19 protein-coding genes and 1 pseudogene are annotated in these 20633 nt (G+C 71.5%); 12 read left to right on the forward strand and 8 right to left on the reverse strand.

The genetic code is table 11. From position 1 onward, the window contains the following. Positions 1 to 6 precede the first annotated feature (6 nt). The 5 genes from ACGFZS_RS21675 (at position 7) to ACGFZS_RS21695 (ending at position 4424) form a co-directional block, all read left to right on the forward strand. Positions 7 to 582 carry an aromatic-ring-hydroxylating dioxygenase subunit beta gene (locus tag ACGFZS_RS21675; protein ID WP_393796495.1) on the forward strand — a complete coding sequence of 192 codons (576 nt, stop codon included), beginning with the start codon at positions 7 to 9 and terminating at the stop codon, positions 580 to 582. Further along, complete coding sequence (locus ACGFZS_RS21680; protein ID WP_393796496.1) at positions 582 to 1457, forward strand: alpha/beta fold hydrolase; 876 nt, start codon at positions 582 to 584, stop codon at positions 1455 to 1457. The genes ACGFZS_RS21675 and ACGFZS_RS21680 overlap by 1 nt, the downstream gene beginning before the upstream one ends. Continuing rightward, positions 1454 to 2290: an SDR family NAD(P)-dependent oxidoreductase gene (locus ACGFZS_RS21685; protein ID WP_362653827.1), complete on the forward strand. Its 837-nt coding sequence runs from the start codon at positions 1454 to 1456 to the stop codon at positions 2288 to 2290. The genes ACGFZS_RS21680 and ACGFZS_RS21685 overlap by 4 nt, the downstream gene beginning before the upstream one ends. A gap of 78 nt (positions 2291 to 2368) precedes the next feature. Beyond that, on the forward strand, positions 2369 to 3964 hold the full coding sequence (locus ACGFZS_RS21690) for a long-chain fatty acid--CoA ligase (protein ID WP_393796497.1): 1596 nt from the start codon (positions 2369 to 2371) through the stop codon (positions 3962 to 3964). A 1-nt stretch (position 3965) separates the two neighbouring features. Next, complete coding sequence (locus ACGFZS_RS21695; RefSeq protein WP_393796498.1) at positions 3966 to 4424, forward strand: hypothetical protein; 459 nt, start codon at positions 3966 to 3968, stop codon at positions 4422 to 4424. Between the two features lie 21 nt (positions 4425 to 4445). On the opposite strand, the gene ACGFZS_RS21700 is transcribed toward ACGFZS_RS21695, so the two are convergent. The 5 genes and pseudogenes from ACGFZS_RS21700 to ACGFZS_RS21720 all read right to left on the reverse strand — a co-directional run bounded on the left by ACGFZS_RS21700 (position 4446) and on the right by ACGFZS_RS21720 (position 9073). Continuing rightward, positions 4446 to 5102 carry a TetR/AcrR family transcriptional regulator gene (locus ACGFZS_RS21700; RefSeq protein WP_393796499.1) on the reverse strand — a complete coding sequence of 219 codons (657 nt, stop codon included), beginning with the start codon at positions 5100 to 5102 and terminating at the stop codon, positions 4446 to 4448. 61 nt (positions 5103 to 5163) lie between these two features. Further along, positions 5164 to 6549, reverse strand: a pseudogene (locus tag ACGFZS_RS21705) (NtaA/DmoA family FMN-dependent monooxygenase). 26 nt (positions 6550 to 6575) lie between these two features. Then, entirely contained in the window at positions 6576 to 6908 is a 333-nt protein-coding gene (locus ACGFZS_RS21710) for an NAD(P)H-dependent oxidoreductase (RefSeq protein ID WP_393796583.1), read from the reverse strand. Further along, positions 6905 to 7843: an NADP-dependent oxidoreductase gene (locus ACGFZS_RS21715; RefSeq protein WP_393796500.1), complete on the reverse strand. Its 939-nt coding sequence runs from the start codon at positions 7841 to 7843 to the stop codon at positions 6905 to 6907. Before ACGFZS_RS21715 ends, ACGFZS_RS21710 begins: the two co-directional genes overlap by 4 nt. A 303-nt stretch (positions 7844 to 8146) precedes the next feature. Then, positions 8147 to 9073 (reverse strand): LLM class F420-dependent oxidoreductase, encoded by a 927-nt coding sequence (locus ACGFZS_RS21720; protein ID WP_393796501.1) that lies wholly within the window; start codon positions 9071 to 9073, stop codon positions 8147 to 8149. Positions 9074 to 9273: 200 nt separating this feature from the next. Between ACGFZS_RS21720 and ACGFZS_RS21725 the strand changes: the two genes are divergently transcribed. The 6 genes from ACGFZS_RS21725 (at position 9274) to ACGFZS_RS21750 (ending at position 14020) form a co-directional block, all read left to right on the forward strand. Beyond that, on the forward strand, positions 9274 to 9471 hold the full coding sequence (locus ACGFZS_RS21725) for a ferredoxin (RefSeq protein ID WP_393796502.1): 198 nt from the start codon (positions 9274 to 9276) through the stop codon (positions 9469 to 9471). 1 nt (position 9472) lies between these two features. Next, the gene (locus tag ACGFZS_RS21730) at positions 9473 to 10720 is read left to right on the forward strand and encodes an NAD(P)/FAD-dependent oxidoreductase (protein WP_393796503.1); all 1248 of its coding nucleotides are present in this window, start codon (positions 9473 to 9475) and stop codon (positions 10718 to 10720) included. 66 nt (positions 10721 to 10786) lie between these two features. Beyond that, the gene (locus ACGFZS_RS21735; RefSeq protein ID WP_393796504.1) at positions 10787 to 12019 is read left to right on the forward strand and encodes a cytochrome P450; all 1233 of its coding nucleotides are present in this window, start codon (positions 10787 to 10789) and stop codon (positions 12017 to 12019) included. Then, positions 12016 to 12873: an SDR family NAD(P)-dependent oxidoreductase gene (locus ACGFZS_RS21740; protein WP_393796505.1), complete on the forward strand. Its 858-nt coding sequence runs from the start codon at positions 12016 to 12018 to the stop codon at positions 12871 to 12873. Before ACGFZS_RS21735 ends, ACGFZS_RS21740 begins: the two co-directional genes overlap by 4 nt. Continuing rightward, positions 12870 to 13310, forward strand: a complete 441-nt coding sequence (locus tag ACGFZS_RS21745) for a carboxymuconolactone decarboxylase family protein (RefSeq protein ID WP_393796506.1) — start codon at positions 12870 to 12872, stop codon at positions 13308 to 13310. The genes ACGFZS_RS21740 and ACGFZS_RS21745 overlap by 4 nt, the downstream gene beginning before the upstream one ends. A 56-nt stretch (positions 13311 to 13366) precedes the next feature. After that, positions 13367 to 14020, forward strand: a complete 654-nt coding sequence (locus tag ACGFZS_RS21750) for a TetR/AcrR family transcriptional regulator (protein ID WP_393796507.1) — start codon at positions 13367 to 13369, stop codon at positions 14018 to 14020. A gap of 75 nt (positions 14021 to 14095) precedes the next feature. Here ACGFZS_RS21750 and ACGFZS_RS21755 read toward each other — a convergent pair whose 3' ends face one another. Then, positions 14096 to 15730, reverse strand: a complete 1635-nt coding sequence (locus tag ACGFZS_RS21755; RefSeq protein WP_393796508.1) for a GMC oxidoreductase — start codon at positions 15728 to 15730, stop codon at positions 14096 to 14098. 288 nt (positions 15731 to 16018) lie between these two features. Here ACGFZS_RS21755 and ACGFZS_RS21760 point away from each other — a divergent pair, with 288 nt between their 5' ends. Further along, positions 16019 to 16663: a TetR/AcrR family transcriptional regulator gene (locus tag ACGFZS_RS21760; protein WP_393796509.1), complete on the forward strand. Its 645-nt coding sequence runs from the start codon at positions 16019 to 16021 to the stop codon at positions 16661 to 16663. A gap of 192 nt (positions 16664 to 16855) precedes the next feature. Here the strand turns inward: ACGFZS_RS21760 and ACGFZS_RS21765 are convergent, their stop codons facing one another. After that, the gene (locus tag ACGFZS_RS21765) at positions 16856 to 18019 is read right to left on the reverse strand and encodes an ABC transporter substrate-binding protein (RefSeq protein ID WP_393796510.1); all 1164 of its coding nucleotides are present in this window, start codon (positions 18017 to 18019) and stop codon (positions 16856 to 16858) included. An 82-nt stretch (positions 18020 to 18101) separates the two neighbouring features. Continuing rightward, the gene (locus tag ACGFZS_RS21770) at positions 18102 to 20627 is read right to left on the reverse strand and encodes an ATP-binding cassette domain-containing protein (protein ID WP_393796511.1); all 2526 of its coding nucleotides are present in this window, start codon (positions 20625 to 20627) and stop codon (positions 18102 to 18104) included. Between the last annotated feature and the right edge of the window lie 6 nt (positions 20628 to 20633).

A 20633-nucleotide genomic window follows, 5' to 3' on the forward strand; every position in this document is an offset into this window, starting at 1 on the left:
GACACCGTGAGCACAGCCACCGAGCAGCACCGGGCCCGCGCCGGAGAACGCGCCGACCGGGACACGCACTTCGAGGTCGAGCAGTTCTACTACGAGGAGGCCGCCCTCCTCGACGACGGCCGCTACGCCGACTGGCTCGAACTGCTCGCCGACGACCTCGACTACTGGATGCCCACCCGCACCAACCGGCTGCGCCGCCAGCAGGCGCTGTCGGTCGCCGCCCGCGGAGAGGCCGCCTTCTACGACGAGAGCAAGGAGAGCCTCGCCTGGCGCATCCGCCGCTTCGACTCGGGCATGGCCTGGGCCGAGGACCCGCCCTCGCGGACCCGGCACCTGGTCACGAACGTGATGGTCCGGCATGCCGACCCGGCCGAACACGACGGGTTCACCGAGAACGACCTGTGGGTGCGTTCCGCGTTCCTGGTCTACCGCAACCGGCTGGAGCGCGAGGAGAACGTCTTCGCCGGCGGCCGCACCGACCTCCTGCGCCGCACCGCCGACGGAGGTCTCCGGATCGCCCGGCGGACCATCCTCCTGGACCAGAACATCCTCCAGGCCAAGAACATCTCGACCTTCTTCTGATGGGGACGTGCACCGTGACCGACCTCGAACTCAAGCACCACCGCGTCACCACCTCCCTCGGTGAGATCGCCGTGGCCGAGACCGGCGAAGGGCCGGTGCTGGTGATGCTGCACGGCGGCGGCCCGGGAGCCTCCGGCGTGAGCAACTACCGGCAGAACCTGCCCGCCCTGGCCCGGCACTTCCGTGTCGTCCTGCCCGACCAGCCCGGATTCGGGGGCAGTTACCGCCCGAGCGAGGCCGACCTGGACGAGCGGTCCATCACCCGGATCACCGTCGACGCCCTCTGCCAGGCCCTCGACTCCCTCGGCATCGACACCTTCCACCTGCTCGGCAACAGTCTCGGCGGCGCCGCCGCGATCGCCCTGGCCCAGCAGCACCCCGAGCGGGTCACCCGGCTGGTGCTGATGGCTCCCGGCGGCGGCTGGCTGCCGCTCTGCCCGACGCCCACCGAGGGACAGAAGTGGATGTTCCGCTACTACAACGGCGGCGGGCCCAGCGAGAAGAAGATGGCCGCGTTCATCCGCACCATGGTCTACGACCACCGGCAGTTCGGCGAGGACGTGGTGAAGGCCCGCTACGAGGCCTCCCTCGACGAGAGCCACATCGCCTTCTACCACCGCTACAACGCGGCCTTCGCGCAGCGCGGCGGCATGGACCCGCTCTGGCGCGACCTGCATCTGATCAAGGCTCCCACGCTGCTGCTCTGGGGCCGTGACGACCGTACGATCACGCTCGACGGCGCCCAGTTGATGCTCAAGCAGATCCGGGAGGTCCAGCTGCACGTCTTCGGCAGGTGCGGGCACTGGGTGCAGCTGGAACGGCAGCGGGAGTTCGACCGGCTGGTCACCGACTTCCTGGCGGAGGACGCCTCGTGAGCGGCGGCTGGCTGGCGGGCGACACCGCCCTGATCACCGGCGGCGGATCGGGCATCGGGCGCGCCGTCGCCGAGCGGTTCCTCGCGGAGGGCGCCTCGGTCACCGTCCTCGGCCGGGACAAGGCCCGGCTCGACGAGGTCGTCCGGGCGGCCCCCGACCCGTCCCGGATCCACGCCGTCGCGGCCGACGTGCGCGACTCGGCCGCCCTGCACGCGGCCGTCGCCGAGACGGTCGACCGCTTCGGCAAGCTCGACACGCTCGTCACCAACGCCGGCCTGTGGGACTACCAGCGCCAGCTCACCCGGCTTGGCGCCGCCGAACTCGACGCCACCTTCGACGAGATCTTCTCCGTCAACGTCAAGGGATACGCCCTTGCCGCGGAGGCCGCCTGGCGGGAGCTGGTGAAGACCCGCGGCAGCATCATCATGACCCTGTCCAACGCCTCCTTCTACGTCAACGGCGGCGGCCCCCTCTACACCGCCAGCAAGCACGCCTGCCTCGGCCTGATGCGCGAACTCGCCTACGAACTCGCCCCCAAGGTCCGCGTCAACGGCGTCGCCTGCGGTGGCATGAACACCGACCTGCGCGGCCCCGAGTCACTGGCGCTGTCCGACCGCTCGATCGCGGCCTCGTTCGCGAAGAAGGCCCCGGGCTCGCCGCCGCCGCCCATCCCGCTGCACGACTCCAGCACCGACCCCCGTGACTTCACCGGGTCCTACGTGCTGCTGGCCGCCCGCGCCCAGAGCGGCCCGATCACCGGGCACGCCATCAACGTCGACGGCGGAATCGGCGTACGCGGCTTCGCGACCGCCGCCGGCGGCGACCACCTCTGACCCCGTCCACCCCGTCCACCCCCGCCCTCCCCCGTCCACCCCCGACGAAGCCCGACGAAGCTCAACGAGGAGCCGCTCGTGACCACGCCCGCCACGATCCCGCACCCGGCCAACTCGGGCCTGCGGGTCGACCTCAACCCGGCCGCGGCGGTCGAACGCAACGCCCGCTTCCGCGGAGACACGGTCGTCGTCCGCTACGCCGGTGGCGACCTCACCTACGCCCGACTCGACGACAAGGCGGCCCGGCTGGCCTCCGTCCTGGCGGACGGGGGAATCACCGACGGGGACCGGGTCGCCTTTCTCGGCCTCAACAGCGGCTCGTACCTCGTGACCATGCTGGCCGCGTTCCGCCTCGGCGCGGTCTTCGTGCCGGTCAACTTCCGCCTCGCCGAAGCCGAGTTGGAGGCCGTGCTCAACGGCAGCGGCGCCACCGCCCTGGTCTGCGAGGAGGGCCACCGGGAGAGCGCCGACCGGATCCGCGGCCGTACGCGTCTCGCCCGTTTCCTCCTGGTGGACGACGACACCGAGGTCCCGGCGACCGGCGCCCCGGGCTGGGAGACCTGGTCGCCGCTGCTCTCCGCCGCCCTGCCCGCGGCCGACGTGGCGACCAAGGGCGCGGACGACCCCGCGATCCTGATGTTCACCTCCGGCACCACCGGCACACCCAAGGGCGTCGTGCTGACCCACGGCAACATCTGGTGGAACTCCGTGAACGTGGAGCTGCGCCTGGACACCCGCCGCGGCGACGTCACCTACGCCGCCGCGCCGCTCTTCCACGTGGGCGCCCTGAACAGCTTCGTCCTGCGCACCCTGGTGCGCGGCGGCACGGTGGTGATCCGCCGCGGCTTCGACCCCGGGCAGTGCCTGGCGGACCTGGTCACCCACCGGGTGAACTCCATGTTCGGAGTGGCCCAGATGTTCGCCGCGCTCGCCCGGGTGCCCGGGGTCTTCGAGGCCGACCTGAGCCACCTCCGCTCGGTCGTCGTCGCGGGCGCGCCGGTACCGCCCTCACTGATCGAGCTGTACGCCGGACACGGCGTCCTGCTCCAGCAGGCCTGGGGACTGACCGAGACGGCCCCCTTCGCCACCCACCTGCCGGCCGAACACACCCTGGCCAAGGTCGGCTCCGCGGGCATCCCCATGCCCTTCACCGAGGTCCGCGTCGTCGACGCCGCCACCAACCGCCCCGTCGGGACCGGCGAGGCAGGCGAGATCGTGGTCCGCGGCCCGAACGTCACCGCCGGGTACTGGAACAACCCGCGTGCGAACCAGGCCGCCTTCGACGAGGAGGGGTGGTTCCACTCGGGCGACATCGGCTACCTGGACGAGGACGGCTGTCTGTACATCGTCGACCGGCTCAAGGACATGATCATCACCGGTGGGGAGAACGTCTACCCGGCCGAGGTCGAACGCGTCCTGTCCGCGATGCCGGGCGTCCTGGACGTCGCCATCGTCGGCGTGCCCGACGAGCAGTGGGGGGAGTCGGTGGCGGCCGTGGTGAGCGTGGACGACCCGGCGGCGGTCACGCTGGAGGCCGTGCACGCGTGGGCCGCGGGGCGGCTGGCCCGCTACAAACTGCCCCGGCGCCTGACCGTCGTGCCCGCCGTGCCGAGGAACGCCTCCGGCAAGCTGGACCGGGCCGTCGTCCGCCGCCTCGCCGACGGGCAGGGCTGACATGCTCGCCGTGCCGCCGCTGCCCGTCCTGGACCTCCGGGGCGGGCGGCGGGCGACCGTCGAGTCGTGGAGCCGTGGCGCGGGAGTACTGCGCCTGCGCGACGGCGGAACCGAGGCCGTGGTGCGCGTGGAGCGCTGCGCGGCGGGACGGCTGCGGGACGCCTACCCCGTGGCGGCCCACGACGTGGAACTCGTCCTGGAGACGGACCAGCGCGCGGAGACGGTCCCCGCGTTGCTCCGGACCCTGGCCGAGGCCGTCGACGCGGCCGACCCGCGCTGCCGCCGGATCGTGTACGCGGTGCCGGAAGGCGACCGGACCGCCGCCGAGCACGCCGAGGCGGCCGGTTTCCGGTACGTCGTCGACGTCGACGTGGCGGACCGGCAGCTCAGCCTCCTGGTCCGCGAACCCGGCTGGGTCACGAGCACCGACATGGACCTGGACCACGTGCCCGGCACCTGACCGGCCGAGGCCGGGCGAGAGTCAGTGTGTGACGCGCGCCCCCGCGACGAGTGGGAGGAGAACCTGATCCACAATGCCTGCGATGTCGTCGGCGTTCAATGGGCGCTGGTCGAACAGGGGCTGATGCACCATCAGGGCGATCGCGGCGGTGATTTCCAGGCGCCCAGGATCGAGCAGTTCCTCGACGCGGGTGGCGTCCAGCTCTCCGCGTGCCGTTGCCCGGCGCAGACAGTCCGCGACGGCGGTTCGCTGGGCGTCGACGTACCTCTCACGCAGGTCGAACGTGACGTCGGGATCGCTGCGGGTGGTGGCCAGCAGGACAGCGGTCAGACGGGGGCCGCGCTTGTCGGTGCACCCGGATGTGTCCGAGAGAGTCCGCACCAGGTCGTCCCGCAGTGAAGCGGAGTGCGCCGCGTCGCTGCCGGCGGACGCGGTGAAGTCGAGGGTCTCCAGCGCGTCTGCCACCAGGTCCTGCCGGGAAGCCCAGCGCCGGTACACCGTCGCTTTGCTGACCCCGGCCCGCGCCGCGACGTCGTCCATCGTCAGATCCGGATATCCCTGCTGCGCGAGCAGGTCCAGGGCCGCCTCGATGATGCGGGCATCACGCGCGGTGTCACGCGCCGGCCCATGTGAAGCGGCCGGGCGCCGGCGCCCTGAACTGGTCCTCGTCTCCCTCATGCCGGGTACGGTGGCAGGTCGAGACTCGGCGGCGAACGGAGCCGGGAGCGCACCGGGATGGTCATGACCTGCTCGGTTCGGCCGGGGACGGTGCGGGGTCGGCGACGCGTCCGTACTGGTGCGGCGCACCGAAATGCCCGCGGAGGGTGGCTGCCTCGTAGTCCTCGTGGAACAGGCCGCGGCGCTGGAGGACGGGGACGACCCTGTCCGTGAAGGCGGGGAGGCCGTCGCTGACGACGTCGGGGGCGATGACGAAGCCGTCGCACGCACCGGCCTCTAAGAGTTCCTGCATCTCGTCGGCGATCTCCTCGGGGCTGCCGAGCAGGGTGGTGTGGAAGTCGGTGACACCGCGCAGCAGGGCCTCGTAGGGCGTGCGTCCTTCGGTCAGCAGGCGCACCGCCTTCTCTGCGTGGAGCTGGAAGGGCGCGGGGCGCAGCGAGGCGCGCTCGGACGCGGAGAGCGGGGAGTGCAGCCGGTCTGCGGGGATGCCGACGCCCACCAGTGCGGAGAGATGCCGCAGCCGCGCGTGCACGGGGGTCGGGGACAGGCGCATCAGCTCCTCGCGGCGGGCCAGCGCCTCCTCCGTGCTGTCGGCGACGGTGGTGAACGCGCCCATGAAGAGCCTGATGTCCTCGGGCGCGCGTCCCGCCCGGACGGCCGCTCCGTCGAGGGCGCGGCGGTGCTCGCGTCCCGTATCGATGTCGGTGGCCATCGAGTAGACCCCGGAGGCGTAGCTTCCGGCGACGGTGAGCGCCTCGGCGCCGCCGCCGGCCTGGAAGAGGATCGGCTGTCCCTGCGGGGAGGGAGGGATCGGCAGCGGCCCGCGGGAGGCGACATGCCGGCCCGTGAGGTCGACGGGCCGGATCTCGGTGGCGTCGGCGAACACTCCCGCGTCCGTGTCGAGCTTCAGGGCGTCCGGTCCCCAGCTTCCCCACAGGGCCTAGACCAGCTGGACGAACTCGTGCGCCCGTGCGTAACGGGTGGGCCGGTCCGCGACCGGGGAGCCGAAGTTCGCCGCGATGGCGGGTTCCTGGGTGGTGACGGCGTTCCAGCCGATACGGCCGTCACTGAGAAGGTCCAGGGCTTTGAGCTGGCGGGCCACCGTGTAGGGGAAGTTGAACGTCGTCGACTGCGTGAGCACGACGCCGATGCGGCTGGTGCGGCCGATCACATGGCCGGCGACCACGATGGGGTCGATCGTGGCCGAGGGCTTGTGGTGGGTCAGGTCCTCGCGGACGGCGGGGTGGTCGGCGATGAAGAGGAACTGCATCTTGCCGCGTTCGGCCACGGCCGCGGTCTCGGCCCAGGTGTCCGGGTCGAAGTAGGTCCGCGGGTTGGTGCCCGGCCAGCGCCAGGCGGCGTCGGCGGAGCCGTAGTTCATGACCTGTGCTCCGAGCACCATGGAACGCCGGGTGCCGGCGTCGGTCGCTGGGGTGGTCGAGTTCATGGCGTGCCTTTGTTCGTGACGGTGGGTCAGCGGGTGTGCCGCGGCCCGGCGTGGCTGCGGAGGCGGGCGGCGAGTTCACGTGCGGCGCGGCCGATGCGCTCGGAAAGGCGGGCTGCGCCGTCGGGCGCCCAGTCCCCGGGGGCGGCGAACACGGCTGTGGGGACGGTCTCGGCGCGCAGGTGGGCGAAGAGCGGCCGCAGGGAGTACTCCAGCGCGAGCTGGTGTCGCGCGGAGCCTCCCGTGGCGCCCAGGACGACGAGGCGGCCGGCCAGGGAGTCCGGACGAGCGTTTCCTCGGACGCTCCTGAGCCCGGGGGACCCGCCCCACCGAGGAACTCCGGGGAATCCGCGGATCCTCAGGAGCCGAAGTCGAGCACCAGCCGCCCCCGGACGCCGCCGGCCTCCAGTCGGCGGTGCGCGTCGCCGGCACGTTCGGCGGGCAGGATGTCCGCGACCCGCGGAGTGAGGGCGCCCCGCTCGGCGAGTTCGCGCACGCGATCCAGCCCGGCCGTGTTCCTCGCCCCGTCCTGGACGAGCGCGTTGCGGACGGTGATGCCGCGCTCGGCTTGCCAGATCCAGGGCGACGGCACGAAGATCTGCCCCTTGTCGCGGACCGCGCGCTCGATCATGCCGTTCTGCAGCGCCCCGTCGACGACGGCGTCGACGCCGTCCGGGACGACCTCCCGGACCCGTTCCGCGAAGTCGTCGCCACGGCGTACGACCTCATCGGCCCCGAGGCTTCGGATCGAGGCCTCGTCGGCGGCGGACGCGTCGGCCACCACCCGCAGCCCCTGAGCCTTCGCCATCTGCGTCACGTATCCGCCGAACGCCCCGGCCGAGCCGGTGACCGCGAGCACCTGTCCCTCGGGCAGCTCCAGGGTCGCCAGTGCCATCACGGCGGTCAGGCCGTTCATGGGCAGGGCGCACGCATGGAAGAAATCCAGGTCACGGGGGATCCGCACGACGGACTCGGCCGGCACCACGACCTCGTCCGCGTACGCCCCGCCGCCCGGCCCCCAGGGAATGACGACCGCCATGACGTGGTCTCCCACCTTCCAGGGCGCCCCTTCCCCGACCTCACTCACGACCCCGGCGGCATCCATACCCAGGACGTACGGAGGACGCCAGTGCGGATTCGGGTTCCATGCCCTGCTGCGGGTCCCGATGTCCGCCGGGTTCACCGCCGCGGCATGCACCCTGATCCGTACCTCGCCCGGACCCGGGTGCGGTTCCGGAACGTCGAGGACACGCAACTGCTCGGGACCACCGAACTCGGTCAAACCTACGATGCGCATACTGCTCTCCTTCGTCGGATCACGGGCGGGCGCGGTCGGTCTTCGGGAGCTGTCCCACGACGGAGAACCGCCCCCACGCGATCAGCCCGTCGCCGTGCGGGTCCGTGCCGTGTGTTCCAGGGCTGCCGCCGACCCAAATCGCGCCGTGACCGGCGTTCTCCAACTGACAGGCGACGTCGTCCAGTTCCGTACCGCGGCAAGGTCCGGGTTCGTGTTCGGCACGTCAGCCATTCGTTCTCCTCCTTCGGGCAGGGCCGGCAGGGACGCGAGCGGTGGAAGCCACGTGGCGCCGCCTCGCCCGGATCAGGTGAGGAGGATCCGGCCGAGGCGGCGCCAGCCTTCTCGCAACCGGCTGTCCAGTGGCTGACCCGCGGCCTGGTAATCCATCACCGGCGGTGCGTCGGTGAGGAGTTGGACGGCGACATGGCCGGCGCCCGCGGCGAAGAAGGCGTCGAGGCGTTCCTTGACGCGGACTTCGTCGCCCCAGACGACGATCGCGTCGACGAGCCGGTCACTGCCTCCGCCCGCCAGGTCCTCCTCGGTGAAACCGGACCGCAGGAAACTGTTGGCGTAGTTCGGAGCCGTCAGACTCGGCCGGACGTGCAGCCGGGCGACGGCGCGGGCCCGGCTCGGATCGGACTCCAGGACGACCTTCACCTCCGGGGCGAGCAGGGGGCCGTCGCCGAGGATCTCGCGGGCCTTCGCGATGTGCGCGGTCGTGGTCATGTAGGGGAACGCGCCGATCGACCGGTCGCGGGCGAGTCTCAGCATCTTCGGCCCGAGGGCCGCCAGGAATCGGCGCTCGCCGGGCTGGCCGCACGCGTCGAGGGCATCCAGATAGCCGACCATCGCGGAGTAGGGCCGGTGGTACTGCTCGACCGCACCGGCATGTCCCACCCCCAGGCCGAGCAGGAACCTGTCGGGATGGGCCGCCTGCAACTCGGCGAACTCCCTTGCCACATCAATCGCCTCGTGGTCCCAGATGCGCTGGATGCTGGTGCCGACCGTCAGACGCGAGGTCTCCTCGATCACCGTCCGGGCGTGCCGGACGGAGCCACCGCCGACCCATGCCGCGCGGTAGCCGATGTCTTCCAGTTCCCTCGCCGCTTCCCCCAGAGCGGAGCGCACGGCCCGATCCTCCACGCGCAGAGCCAAGCTCCAGATCCCATAGCGCCCGATGGATTCCTTGAGGGCGCCGAGATCGGGATTCGTGGTCCTTGCGTCGTCCATCAGCACTTCCTCCGGGTCGGTCGCCGGCACACCCACTGAACGGAGAGTGGCGTCGACCGGGTTTCTGTCGCCCCTGGGCTGTCAACCTCGACCTTGCAGGCGTCACGTTACAGTCGTAAGGTGACGCCTGTCAGGTCATGGTAGGGCGATGCGGGCCGTGCCTGCAAGGCATGAAATCGGCCTACGGGAAAGGTAGTTGGATGAAGATCACGGTCGATGAAGAGAAGTGCTGTGCAGCCGGGCAATGCGTGCTGGTGGCCCCGGAGGTGTTCGATCAGCGGGACGAGGACGGCATCGTGGTGCTGCTCGAACCGTCGCCCGGGGCGGACCAGGAGGCCGCCGCGCGAGAGGCCGCGCAGGTGTGTCCGGCCGCCGCGATCCTGATCGAGGAGGGCTGACGTGACGCCCGCTCCGCGACCACGACGAATCGTCGTGGTCGGTGCGTCGGCCGCGGGTCTGGCCGTGGCGGAGGAGGTGCGGCGCCGGGGGTTCACCGGCGGGGTGACCTTGATCGGTGACGAGCCCGGCCTGCCGTACGACCGTCCGCCCCTGTCGAAGCAGCTGCTGGCGGGCGAGTGGGAGACGGACCGGTTGCTGTTGCGACCGCGTGAACAGTGGGCAGCGCTCGACGTCACACATCTTCCCGGGGTGGCGGCCGTGGGATTGGACGTCCAGGCCCGCCGGGTGCGTCTGGCCGACGGCACCACGTGTGAGTACGACGCGCTGGTGATCGCCACCGGAGCGGCCGCCGTGCATCCCGTCTCACTGGGCGCGGGCCTGGCCGGCGCCCAGGTGCTGCGCAACCTCCCGGACGCGCTCGGACTCCGCGGCGCACTCGCCCAGGGCGGTCGCCTGGCCGTCGTCGGCGCGGGATTCGTCGGAGCCGAGGCGGCCGCCGTCGCTCGCGGCATGGGTGTACCGGTGACGATGGTCGACCCGCTGCCCCTTCCCATGGTCAACGTCCTGGGCGAGGAGGTGTCGGGGATGCTCGCCGGACGCCACCGGGCGGCCGGAGTGGACCTGCGGTGCGGTGTCGGCGTCACCGAGGTGATCTCCGCAGCCGGCAGGACCACGGGAGTGGTTCTGGACGACGGCAGTGTCGTCGACGCCACGAACGTACTGGTCGCCGTCGGCGCTCGCCCGGCCGTGGGCTGGCTTGCGGACTCGGGTGTGCCACTCGGCGACCGGAAACGCGACGGTGTCGAGGGCGTGCTGTGCGACGCCTCCGGGCAGGCCGGCGAGGGGATCTGGGCGGCGGGCGACGTGGCCGCCTGGTTCGGCCCGGAGGACGGGCGGCACCGGCGCAGCGAACACCGGCTCGCCGCCACGGAGGAAGGGCGTGCCGTGGCCGCCGCAGTGCTGGGCGAGGAACTCCCGAAACCCTCGCTGCCGTACTTCTGGTCCGACCAGTACGACCTGAAACTCCAGTCCTACGGCACGACCGGGCGGGACATGGCCTTCACGGTCGTGGAGGGCTCACTCGCCGAGGGCAGGTTCATCGGCGTCTACGGCCATCGCGGCGGCGACGGCCGGCCGCGCACGGTGGACGGCGTGCTGGGCAACGGCATGGCCCGGTCCCTGCGCACCTGGCGCCAGGCCGTGCTCGACCGGGCGCCCTGGCCCGAGGCCGCGCCGTCCGCCGCATAGGCGCCGACCGCGTCGGTTCCACAACTCCTCTGCAGAACAAAGACGTTCGAAGGAAGGCAAGGCGACATGACCACCTCCGCACCCCCCACCCCGGTACCCGACAACGAGGTTCCCTTCTTCCCGACCCCGCGCAGCTGTCCCTTCAGCGCCCCGCCCCAGCACGTCGAGTTCCGTGAGGCCGGCGGTCTGCACAAGGTCACCATCTGGGACGGTTCGCAGCACTGGCTCGCCACCCGGCACGAGGACGTGCGGGCCGTGCTGGGCAGCCAGTCCTTCAGCGCCGACGTGCGCCACCCCGCGTACCCCCTCGACTGGTCCACTCAGCGCGACGAGCAGGGCGGCCTCTTCCTCCGCCTCGACGACCCCGAGCACGCCAGGCTGCGGCAGATGCTCACCCGGGAGTTCAGTGTCAGGCGCACCCGGGCGATGCGCGACGAACTCCTGCGGATCACCGACGAGCTGATCGACGGCATCCTCGCCAAGGAGGGGCCCGTCGACTTCGTCCAGGAGTTCGCGCTCGCCCTGCCGTCCCGGGCCATCTGCCTCGTCCTGGGCGTTCCCTACGAGGACCGCGAGGTCTTCCAGAAGCACGCGGACCTCGGTACCGACCTGACCGCCACCCACGAGGAGCGCGTCCAGGGACAGGTGGCGGCGATCGCCTATTACACGGACCTCATCGAGCGCAAGCGCCGCGCGCCCGGCGACGACATGATCAGCCGCCTCCTCGCCGATCACTCCGGGCCGGACGGATTCCCGCCCGAGACCATGCCCGGTCTGGTCGCGCTCCTCACCGGAGCAGGGCACGAGACCACCGCGAACATGCTGGGTCTGGGCCTGACCGCGCTGCTCGTCGACGACGGCCAGCGCGAGCGGCTGATCGCCCACCCCGAACTGGCGGCCGGCACCGTCGAGGAGATGCTGCGGTACTGGAGCATCGTCGCCGTGAACCCGCGCCGTGTGGCTCTCGACGACGTGGAGATCGGCGGGCAGTTGGTACGCGAGGGCGAGGGTGTCATCGTCTCGCTGGTCGCCGGCAACCACGACCCGCGCGCCTTCAACACGGACGAGTGCCCCGCCGACCAGGTCGACATCGGCCGCAACCCCCGCAACCACATCGCCTTCGGCTTCGGCACCCACCAGTGCCTCGGCCAGAACCTGGCGCGCGTCGAGATGGAGGTGGCCTGGCCCCGCCTGCTCGAAAGGATCCCCGGGCTGCGACTCGCCGTCGAGAAGGACGAGCTGGACTTCAAGAGCGAGACCGCCGTGTACGGCCTCAAGACCCTGCCGGTGACCTGGTGAGCGCCGGGACGTACGCCGTCGGCGGCTACCTCGACGGCCACGGCAGCCGTATGGCGGGCCACGCCGCGCTGATCACGGGCGCCGGCAGCAGCGGCGACTTCCTCGGCACGGGAGCCGCGACCGCCCTGCTGCTGGCCGCGCAGGGGGCCACGGTCGGGATCCTCGACGTCAGCGAGGAGCGTGCCGCGCACACCCGCACACGGATCGAGGGGGAGGGCGGCAAGGCCGTCACCGTGGTGGCCGACATCACCGACGAGGACGCCGTACGCGACGCGGTGGACTCCTTCGCGTTCATGGCGGGCCGGCTCGACGCGGTCGTCAACAACGCGGCCGTCACCCCCAGGGGCGACATCCGGACCGTGGACCGCGCCGACTGGGACCGGGTCTTCGCCGTCAACGCCACCGCCCCCATGCTGGTGGCCCGCGCCGCCCACCCGCACCTCGTGCGCAGCGGCGGTGGCGCGGTCGTCAACATCTCCTCCATCGCCGGCCTGCGCGGCTTCGGCACCGGCGCCTACGGCGCGAGCAAGGGCGCCCTGCAGTCCATGACCGTCGACCTCGCCCATGCCTGGGGACCGGACAACATCCGCGTCAACTGCCTGGTACCCGGTCACCTTTACACCCCCATGGGGGACCAGGGCGGCGTGCAGGGCCGGGAACTGCGCCGCAAGGCCAACCTGCTCGGCCGGGAGGGCACCGCCTGGGACCTGGCCTGGGCCGCCTTGTTCATGACCGGCCCGGAGTCACGGTGGATCACCGGCACGGTGCTTCCCGTGGACGCCGGGACCACCACCGCCACCGGCCTGGGCATGCTGTCCCGCCTGACCGCACCCGAGAACGGAGAACCGGCATGAGCCAGACCGAGGGCGCAGAGGACGCCGAGTCCGTCGGCGCTGCTGACGCGGACCTCACGGCAGCCGCGCGGCGGGCGGCGGGCGAAGGCGTCGTCGCGGAGATGCTGGGCAAGGACTTCCTGGCCGCGAACATGAAGGCCATGCAGGCGGGAGAAGGGGCCGTGGCCGGCATGGGCCGGCTGGCGCTGGAGCATGTCTTCGGCGACATCTGGACCCGTCCGGGGCTCACCCGGCGTGACCGGAGCCTGATCACCCTGGGTGTGCTGATGGCCCAGGGGCATCAGACGGAGATCGGCAACCACGTCATGGCGGGCCGGGCCAACGGACTCAGCCCGGAGGAGATCATGGAAGCCGTCCTGCACACCGTCCCGTACATCGGCTATCCCGCGGCGGGTCAGGCGATGGCCACCGCCACCCGTGTCCTCGGGGCGGCGTAGCCGACATCGGGCGGGTGGTCCGGCCGGACCACCCGCCCGCCGGCCCATGCGACACAATGAGAAAGGTGAATGAGCAGCCAACCGCCACCGTACGAAGTCGCAACCCCCGGGGCCAGGGCGAGCGTCTGCGCCAGGACATCCTCGCGGCAGTCGCCCGCCTGCTCGACGAGAAGGTGGCGAACGACGCCCTCCCCGTCTCCCTGCGCGAGGTCGCACGCGAGGTCGGCATCGCCGCCCAGAGCATGTACCTGCACTTCTCGGACAAGGACGAGCTGGCCCGAGCGGTCGTCGCGGACGGGTACGAGCGCCTCGTGACCGTCATGCGCGACGCCGACGCCGAGGCGGCGGCCCACGGAGGCGACGCACGGGAGAGGCTGACAGCACAGGCGGAGGCCTTCTGCGAGTTCGCCCGCACCCAGCGGGGTGTCTACCGCCTCATGTTCGGCTACGACGCCACCGCCTTCGGCGTGCCGCGGGAGGAGCACCCTTCCCTCGACCTGTGGCAGCAGTGGCTGGACGCCTTCCATACCTGCGAGGACGAAGGTCTGAGCTGGCCCAAGGGGACCAAGCACGCCGCCATCACCCTCTGGTCGGCGCTCTTCGGCCGGTTCGCCCTGTGGACCTCGACGTTCGGACGGCAGGACCCGGAGGAACTCACCACCTTCGCACGCTGCATGGTCGACACCGTGCTCCGCGACGGGACCAGGTGACACAGGGCGGAACCGCAGCACCGCCGGGCCTCGTCCACACCTGAGGCACCTGCGTGGACGAAGCCCGGCCGCCTCTCAGAAGACGCGCCCGACGTCCTGACGGACGATCGCCGCCATGCTGTGCTCGGCGAGGGCCGCGATGGTCATGGAAGGGTTGCAGGCACCGGTGGACCCGGGGATCCGGGCGCCGTCGAGGACGTAGAGGCCACGATGGCCCAGAACCCGGCCCTGGAGGTCGACGGCGTCGCCCATGGGCACTCCGCCCAGGGCGTGCCAGGTGGACGGCGCCGCGGCGTTGGTGTCGATCATCATGCCCCCGCCCGCCTGGGCGAGCGCCTGCATGCGTGCCGCGACGAGCTGTTGCAGCGCGGCGTCACCGGAGGACGGCCAGGTCAGTACGGCGTCGTCCTTGTCCGCGTCGTACGCCCAACTGCCGGCGGCCTCCACGACGCCGAAGCCGATGACCGACATCGCCTTGACGCCCGGCTGCTGGATCGGGGACCCGGCGTGCACGATGGTGAGCGGGATCGGGCTGTCCTGGGCCCGGCCGCCCACACAGGCGGGGCCGCCCTGCTGGGTGCCGATGTCCCCGTCCATCCCGATCCAGGCGTAGATCCGGTCGCCGTTGTTGCCCCACTGCGTGCCGATGGCGTCGGGCAGGTCGGGCACCAGGCCCTTGGCACGCGACTTGACCAGGAGCCGGGTCGTGCCGGGGGAGCCGGCGTTGAGGAACACGGCGTCGGCGACGATCCGCTTCGTTTCCTGGACGGTTCCCCCGGTGTCGATGCGGTCGACGGACAGCACCCAGCGCTGATTCGCGTCGAGCGCGATGTCACGGACGACGTGCAGGGGCGCCACCTCGACGAGTCCGGTCGATTCGGCCTGGGCGAGGTAGGTGACGTCGATCGAGTGCTTGCCGCCGTTGTCGACGCCGAAGGCGATGTCGCTGGTGGTGTACGTCGCCTCGTACTGGCCGTACAACTCGCCGCGGACATAACTCCAGTCGATGGGCAGCGGCACATGGAACGGCGTGAGGCCGGCGTCGGGTGCGGTGCTCTCGAACAGCCGGGACGACGCGTAGGGATCGCTGGCCAGGACGTCGTACGGAATGGTGGAGATGCCCAGGGCGCGGGCCACGGTGGGGTAGGCCCACCGGTCCAGATCGTCGTACAGGCCGGCCGCCACGGGGAGGGACGCGGCGAACTCCTCCTCGCCCGGCTGCAACGTCATCCCGTGGTACATGATCGACCCGCCGCCGACCGCGGCCCCGCACATGGCGGTCATGCCGTCGCCCGCCACGGCCTCCAGGACACCGGTGTAGGGCGTCCACGTCTTGTCCACGCCGGGGATGACGCTGTGGTCGGTGAGCCACGCGGACCGGTTGTCCATGGTGGCGAAGCGGCAGAACGTGGTGGCGTTCGGGCCGGTGGGCCAGCGTCGTCCGCGTTCCAGAACCAGGGTGGACACCCCGGCCTGGGCCAGCCGCAAGGCGGTCACGCCACCGCCGAAGCCGGTGCCCACGACGACGGCTCGCGCGCGCTGTTCCGTCACCCGGACGGACGAGAGGGGCGTCGACGCGGAGGTCGTGGCCCGTGCCGTGGTGGCACCGGCCACGGATCCGGTGACGGCGGTCGCGCCGAACAAGGCCGCGCCGAGCAGTTGTCGGCGACCGATACCGGTCGCGGACCGAGCGGAAGCACTGTCAGGCATGGGGAGTCCCATCGGATGGGCCACTCATGGGCTGCGGGCCCACGGGGCCGGCGGTGTGGGGAGGGGGACCTGTGAGCCGATGCAGCAGGAGTGCAGGGCTATTGTCATGCTCATGTCTCCTGCTGGTGTCGTCACCGTAGCACCGCCTGTCGCAGTGTGCCAGAAAGTCGCAGTGTGACGTGAACTAAGATCGGCGCAACCGAGCCGAGGGGGAGGCGCGTGTCCGGGAGACCTCAAGGACGTGCCGGGCGACCGCCGTTGACGGAACGGCGCCGTAACGCGACGCGCATGGAGATCGCCGACGAGGCGGTACGCCTCTTCGCCGCGCACGGCGTGGCGACGACCACCGCGGAGGACATCGCCTCCGCCGCGGGAGTCTCCACACGCACTCTGTGGCGCTACTTCCGTTCCAAGGAGGAGTGCGTTCGCCCCCTTCTCGCGGCGGGCATCGAGATGGTGACCGAGCGTCTGCGGGCCCACTGGAGGGGTGACGGCTCGTTCGCCCACGCGATCTCGAGTTTCGACGATCCCGGCACGGTCGCCGCACAACCCATCGAGGCGCTGCGTGACCTCGTGCGGCTCAGCCGAGACGAGCCAGGGCTGCGCGCCGTCTGGCTCGAAGCGCACTTCGATGCCGAAGGGGTGTTCGCCGACGTGATCGCCGAGGGCACGGGCCGCTCTCCGCACGACCTCGCGGTTCGGGTGGAAGCCGGCATGCTCAACGCCGCGTTGCGCGTCGCCGTCGAGGACTGGGCCGTGCAGCCCGACCAGGCGGCGGGGCCGCCCCTCGGCGAATCCCTGGCGACCGCGCTCTACGTGGTGGCCCAACTCTTCGAGACCGACTCCACCGGGGACTCCGGCGGGAGGCGGCTGCTCCGCCTTCCCGCGCACCCTCCGAGCCCCGAGCAGCCCACAAGTTCGCCGCGACAGTAAGTCCGTCATCGGGGCGTACCGCAGTCGTTGGTTGCCCGTGCGAGGGCCGTGTGTCCGTGTCCGTGTCCTCTCCCGCCGAGGCTGCCCTGCTCGGATGCCGGGGAGCCTCGGCCCGGGTGGTCGGCCTTGCCTGCACCCGGGTCGGTTGTGCCTGTCAGCGCTGGGTAGCGGGATTCGGTACGGGAAGGGCGTTCAGTCGCGTGCGGGTGGGGTGTAGAAGTCGCCGACGGATGTCCAGACACCGTTCTTGTCGACGACGCGCTGGACGCTGCGGGTGCCCAGATGGTTGCTCGCGCTGAAGTTCATGACGGGTGACACGCCGGGGTCCACCTTGGACGCCTTCTGATAGGCGGCGGTGATGGCCTGGGACGTGACGGGGCCCTTGATGGTCTTCGTGATCTGGGCGAACACCTTCGCGTTGCTCCAGCCCCACAGGGCGAGGAAGCCGGCGGTCTGTCCGGGCTCGTACTTGGCCATCGCGGTCCGGAACTCCTGGACGGAGGGGTCCTTGTCGGACGGTGGCTTCACCAACTGGACCGCTTTGAGGCCTTCGGCGGCATCCTTGGCGAGCGAGACCGTCGACTCGGCGGCGACGGGCGCGTACGCGTACGTGGGCAGGGAGAGCCCCTGGAGTTCGGCCTCCTTGAGGAAGGCGGCGGCTTCGGGGGAGGTGAGGATCAGGATCACGGCCTGGGGTTCGGCGGACTTCACCTTGCTGATCACGGGTGTGTAGTCGGTGGTCTGGTACTTGACCGGCAGCCGGTCCACCTCGACCGACGGGTCCACCTTCTTCGCGACGGGCTCGACCTGCTTGGCCACGTCCACGAACGCGGCCGGATCGCTGTGCACGACGAGGATCTTCTTCGCACCGTCCTGCACCGCCCAGGCGGCGACCGCCGCGGCCTGGTCCTCGTAGAGGGTCTGCGTGCCGAACAGGCCCGGGCGCGGCGGCTCGTACCAGTTCTCGGCGCCGCCCACCTCGTTGAGGACGGGCACCTTGGACTGGTTCAGGACGAACGGGAAGGCGGCCTCCGCCTGCGAGGTGCCGTTCGCGTTGACGATGGCCACGACCTTGTCCTGGCCGACCAGTTCACGGGCGATCTGCACGGTCTGCTGCGGGTCGGCCGCGTTGTCCTTGACGGTCCACAGGACCTTGCGCCCGTTGATGCCTCCCTGCGCGTTGAGCATCTTGAAGTAGGCGTCGGCGCCCGCCTTCTCGGCGACGCCGTACGTGGCGGTGGCACCGGTGAGCGGGAGCCACGCCCCGATGTGGATCTCAGAGGAGCTGCCGCCGGCGGCTCCGGAGGAGTTCTGGCCGGCGCACGCGTTGGCGGTCAGCGCCACCACGGCCAGCACTGCTGTCGTTCCCGCGGCACGGCGGAACCTTCTTGTTGTCCGGTACACAATCCACCTCGTTCACAACGGGTTTCGACTTGACTCAGGAGGTCCCGGCGGCGGCCGCCGGGGTAGCGGCGGCCACCGGGCCGCCGTTGAAGTACGCCGCTTCGGCCAGGGCCTCGAACGCGGGGTCGCCCGGCCGCCCGTGGGCCGCGACGACGCCCTCGTGCAGCACGGCCACCTCGTGGCACACGGACATGGCCCGGCTCAGCAACTGTTCGAGCAGGACGACCGTCAGACCGTCGCGGGCCAGCCCGGCCAGCCGGTCGTACACCTCGTCCACCAGGGCCGGTGCCAGGCCGAGCGCCGGTTCGTCGACGATCAGGACGTCCGGCCCGACGATCAGGGCCCGGGCGATGGCGAGCATCTGCTGTTCCCCACCGGACAGCGCGCCGGCCGGGGCGGACATGCGGTCGCGCAGCCGGGGCGGCAGCCACTGCACCGTCTCCTCCAGCCGCTCGCGCAGTGACGGACCGGTGATGCCCGCCGCGTACGCCGCGACTTCGAGGTTCTCGCGCAGGGACAGCGTCTTGAACAGGGCCCGCCCCTCGGGCGCCAGACTGGTGCGCACGGTGCCGGTCGTCTCGCGGCCGCCGCGGGTCGGCGCGAGCGAGCCGTGCAGGATGCCGGCCAGCGTGCTCTTGCCCGCTCCGTTGGCCCCGGCGATGCCCAGCACGACACCCTGGCGGACGTCGAGTTCGACATCGCGCAGAGCGATCACGCCGCCGTACGCGTGGCCGACCCCGTGCAGCCGGACCATGCTCCGTTCGCCCGTGTGCTCGGGCGGCCGGGACCTGCCGTCGACGTTTCCCAAGTACGACGAACGCACCTTGGGATCCCGCAGCACGGCGTCCGGGGTGCCCTCGCCGATCGTGCGGCCGAAGTCGAAGGCGAGCACCCGGTGGGCGACGGAGAAGAGGTCGTCGAGGACGTGGTCGATGACGACCACGGCCGTGCCGTCGGAGTGCAACCGGCGGATGTGCCCTGCCAGCAGGGCGCGTTCAGCCGTGTCGAGGCCACCGAACGGCTCGTCCAGGATCAGCAGCTTCGGTCGCTCGGCCAGGGCACGGGCCAGGTCGAGACGCTTGCGCAGCCCGAACGGCAGCTCGGCGGGGCGGCGTTCGGCGACGTCCGCCAGACCGACGGAGCGCAGCAGCCGCGCGACCTCGGCCCGATGCCGGGCGGTGATACGGCGGCGGGTGCACAGGACGTTCTCCGCGACGGTCAGTTCGGAGAAGACCTCCGCGTGCTGGAACGTACGGCCGATGCCCAGCCGCCGCCGTGCGGTGGCCCTGGCCCCGAGGAGCGGGCGACCGGCGAAGTCGGCGGTCCCGCTCACCCGGCCGTTGCCGGTCAGTCCCGACAGAACGTTCAACAGGGTCGTCTTTCCCGCCCCGTTGGGACCGATGACGGCCAGGACCTCGTTCTGCCGGAGAGTCAGCGAGGCGTCTTCCAGGGCCTTGAGACCGCCGTACGAGACCGACACATGCTCCAGGTGCAGCAGCACGGGGGCGCCGTCCGCGGCCTCGGACGGGGGCGCGACCGGTGCCAGGTCCTCCGCCGCTTGGGAAGGTGACGGCTCCTCGGAGTCCGGTCGGCGCGGCAGGCGTCGCAGGACGCTCCGGGCGGGCTTGGCGAGGAACGGTACGACTCCGCCGGGCAGGAAGAGGAGCACTCCGACCAGGACGATGCCCTGCACGACCGGCTGGGGCAGCCCGACGGCGGACGACAGCGAAGGGTTCCAGGTGAGATAGATCCCGCCGGCCATGGCGCCGACGATCGTGCCGACCCCGCCGAGCACACAGGCCGCGATCAGCGAGATACCGAAGGCGAGGGAGAAGGGTTCCGGGCTGACGAACCCGGTGAGCAGCCCGAGCAGCACGCCCGCGAAGCACGTGCACGCCCCGCTCACGGCGAACGACAGCGAGGACTGTGCCTCCGGCGCGATGCCGATCGTACGGGCGGCCAGGGGATGCGACTTGGCGGCCACCAGCCGCATCCGCAGCCCCGAGGCGGCGGCCGGCACGGCCAGCGCGAGGACCACGGCGGCGGCCCCGACCGCGAGGTACTGGGCCCCGGCGCCACCGCCCAGGACGGTGCCCAGACCGAGCGCGCTGCGCAACTGGACCACCGGCACTCCCTGGTCGCCGCCGGTCACACCGCTCCAGCGGTTGACCAGTTCCAGGGTCACCGTGGTGAAGGCGAGGGTCAGCAGGGCGATGTACAGCATCGAGAACCGGGCACCCGCGTATCCCAGGAAGGCGCCCAGGGCGGCGCCGGTGGCGACGGCACCGAGGACCACCGCCTCCAGCGACCAGTCGTGACCGCTGCCGTACGCGGCGAAGTAGGCGCCGATGGCGAAGAACGCGGGGTGGCCCACCGACCAGATGCCGGACCAGCCGGCGAGCAGGCCGACCGACAGTACGACGATCGTGTACACGGCCGCGAGCCCCACCGAGTACATCTGGTACGCGGGGATCGCGCCGGCGGCCATGAACACCATGAGCAGCGCACCGGCCGCCGGGCCGAGGGCGGCCCTCGCCAGGAGGGAACGGTTGAAGACCATGGACGT

The sequence above is a fragment of the Streptomyces sp. NPDC048288 genome, assembly GCF_043201555.1.
Classification (GTDB): domain Bacteria; phylum Actinomycetota; class Actinomycetes; order Streptomycetales; family Streptomycetaceae; genus Streptomyces.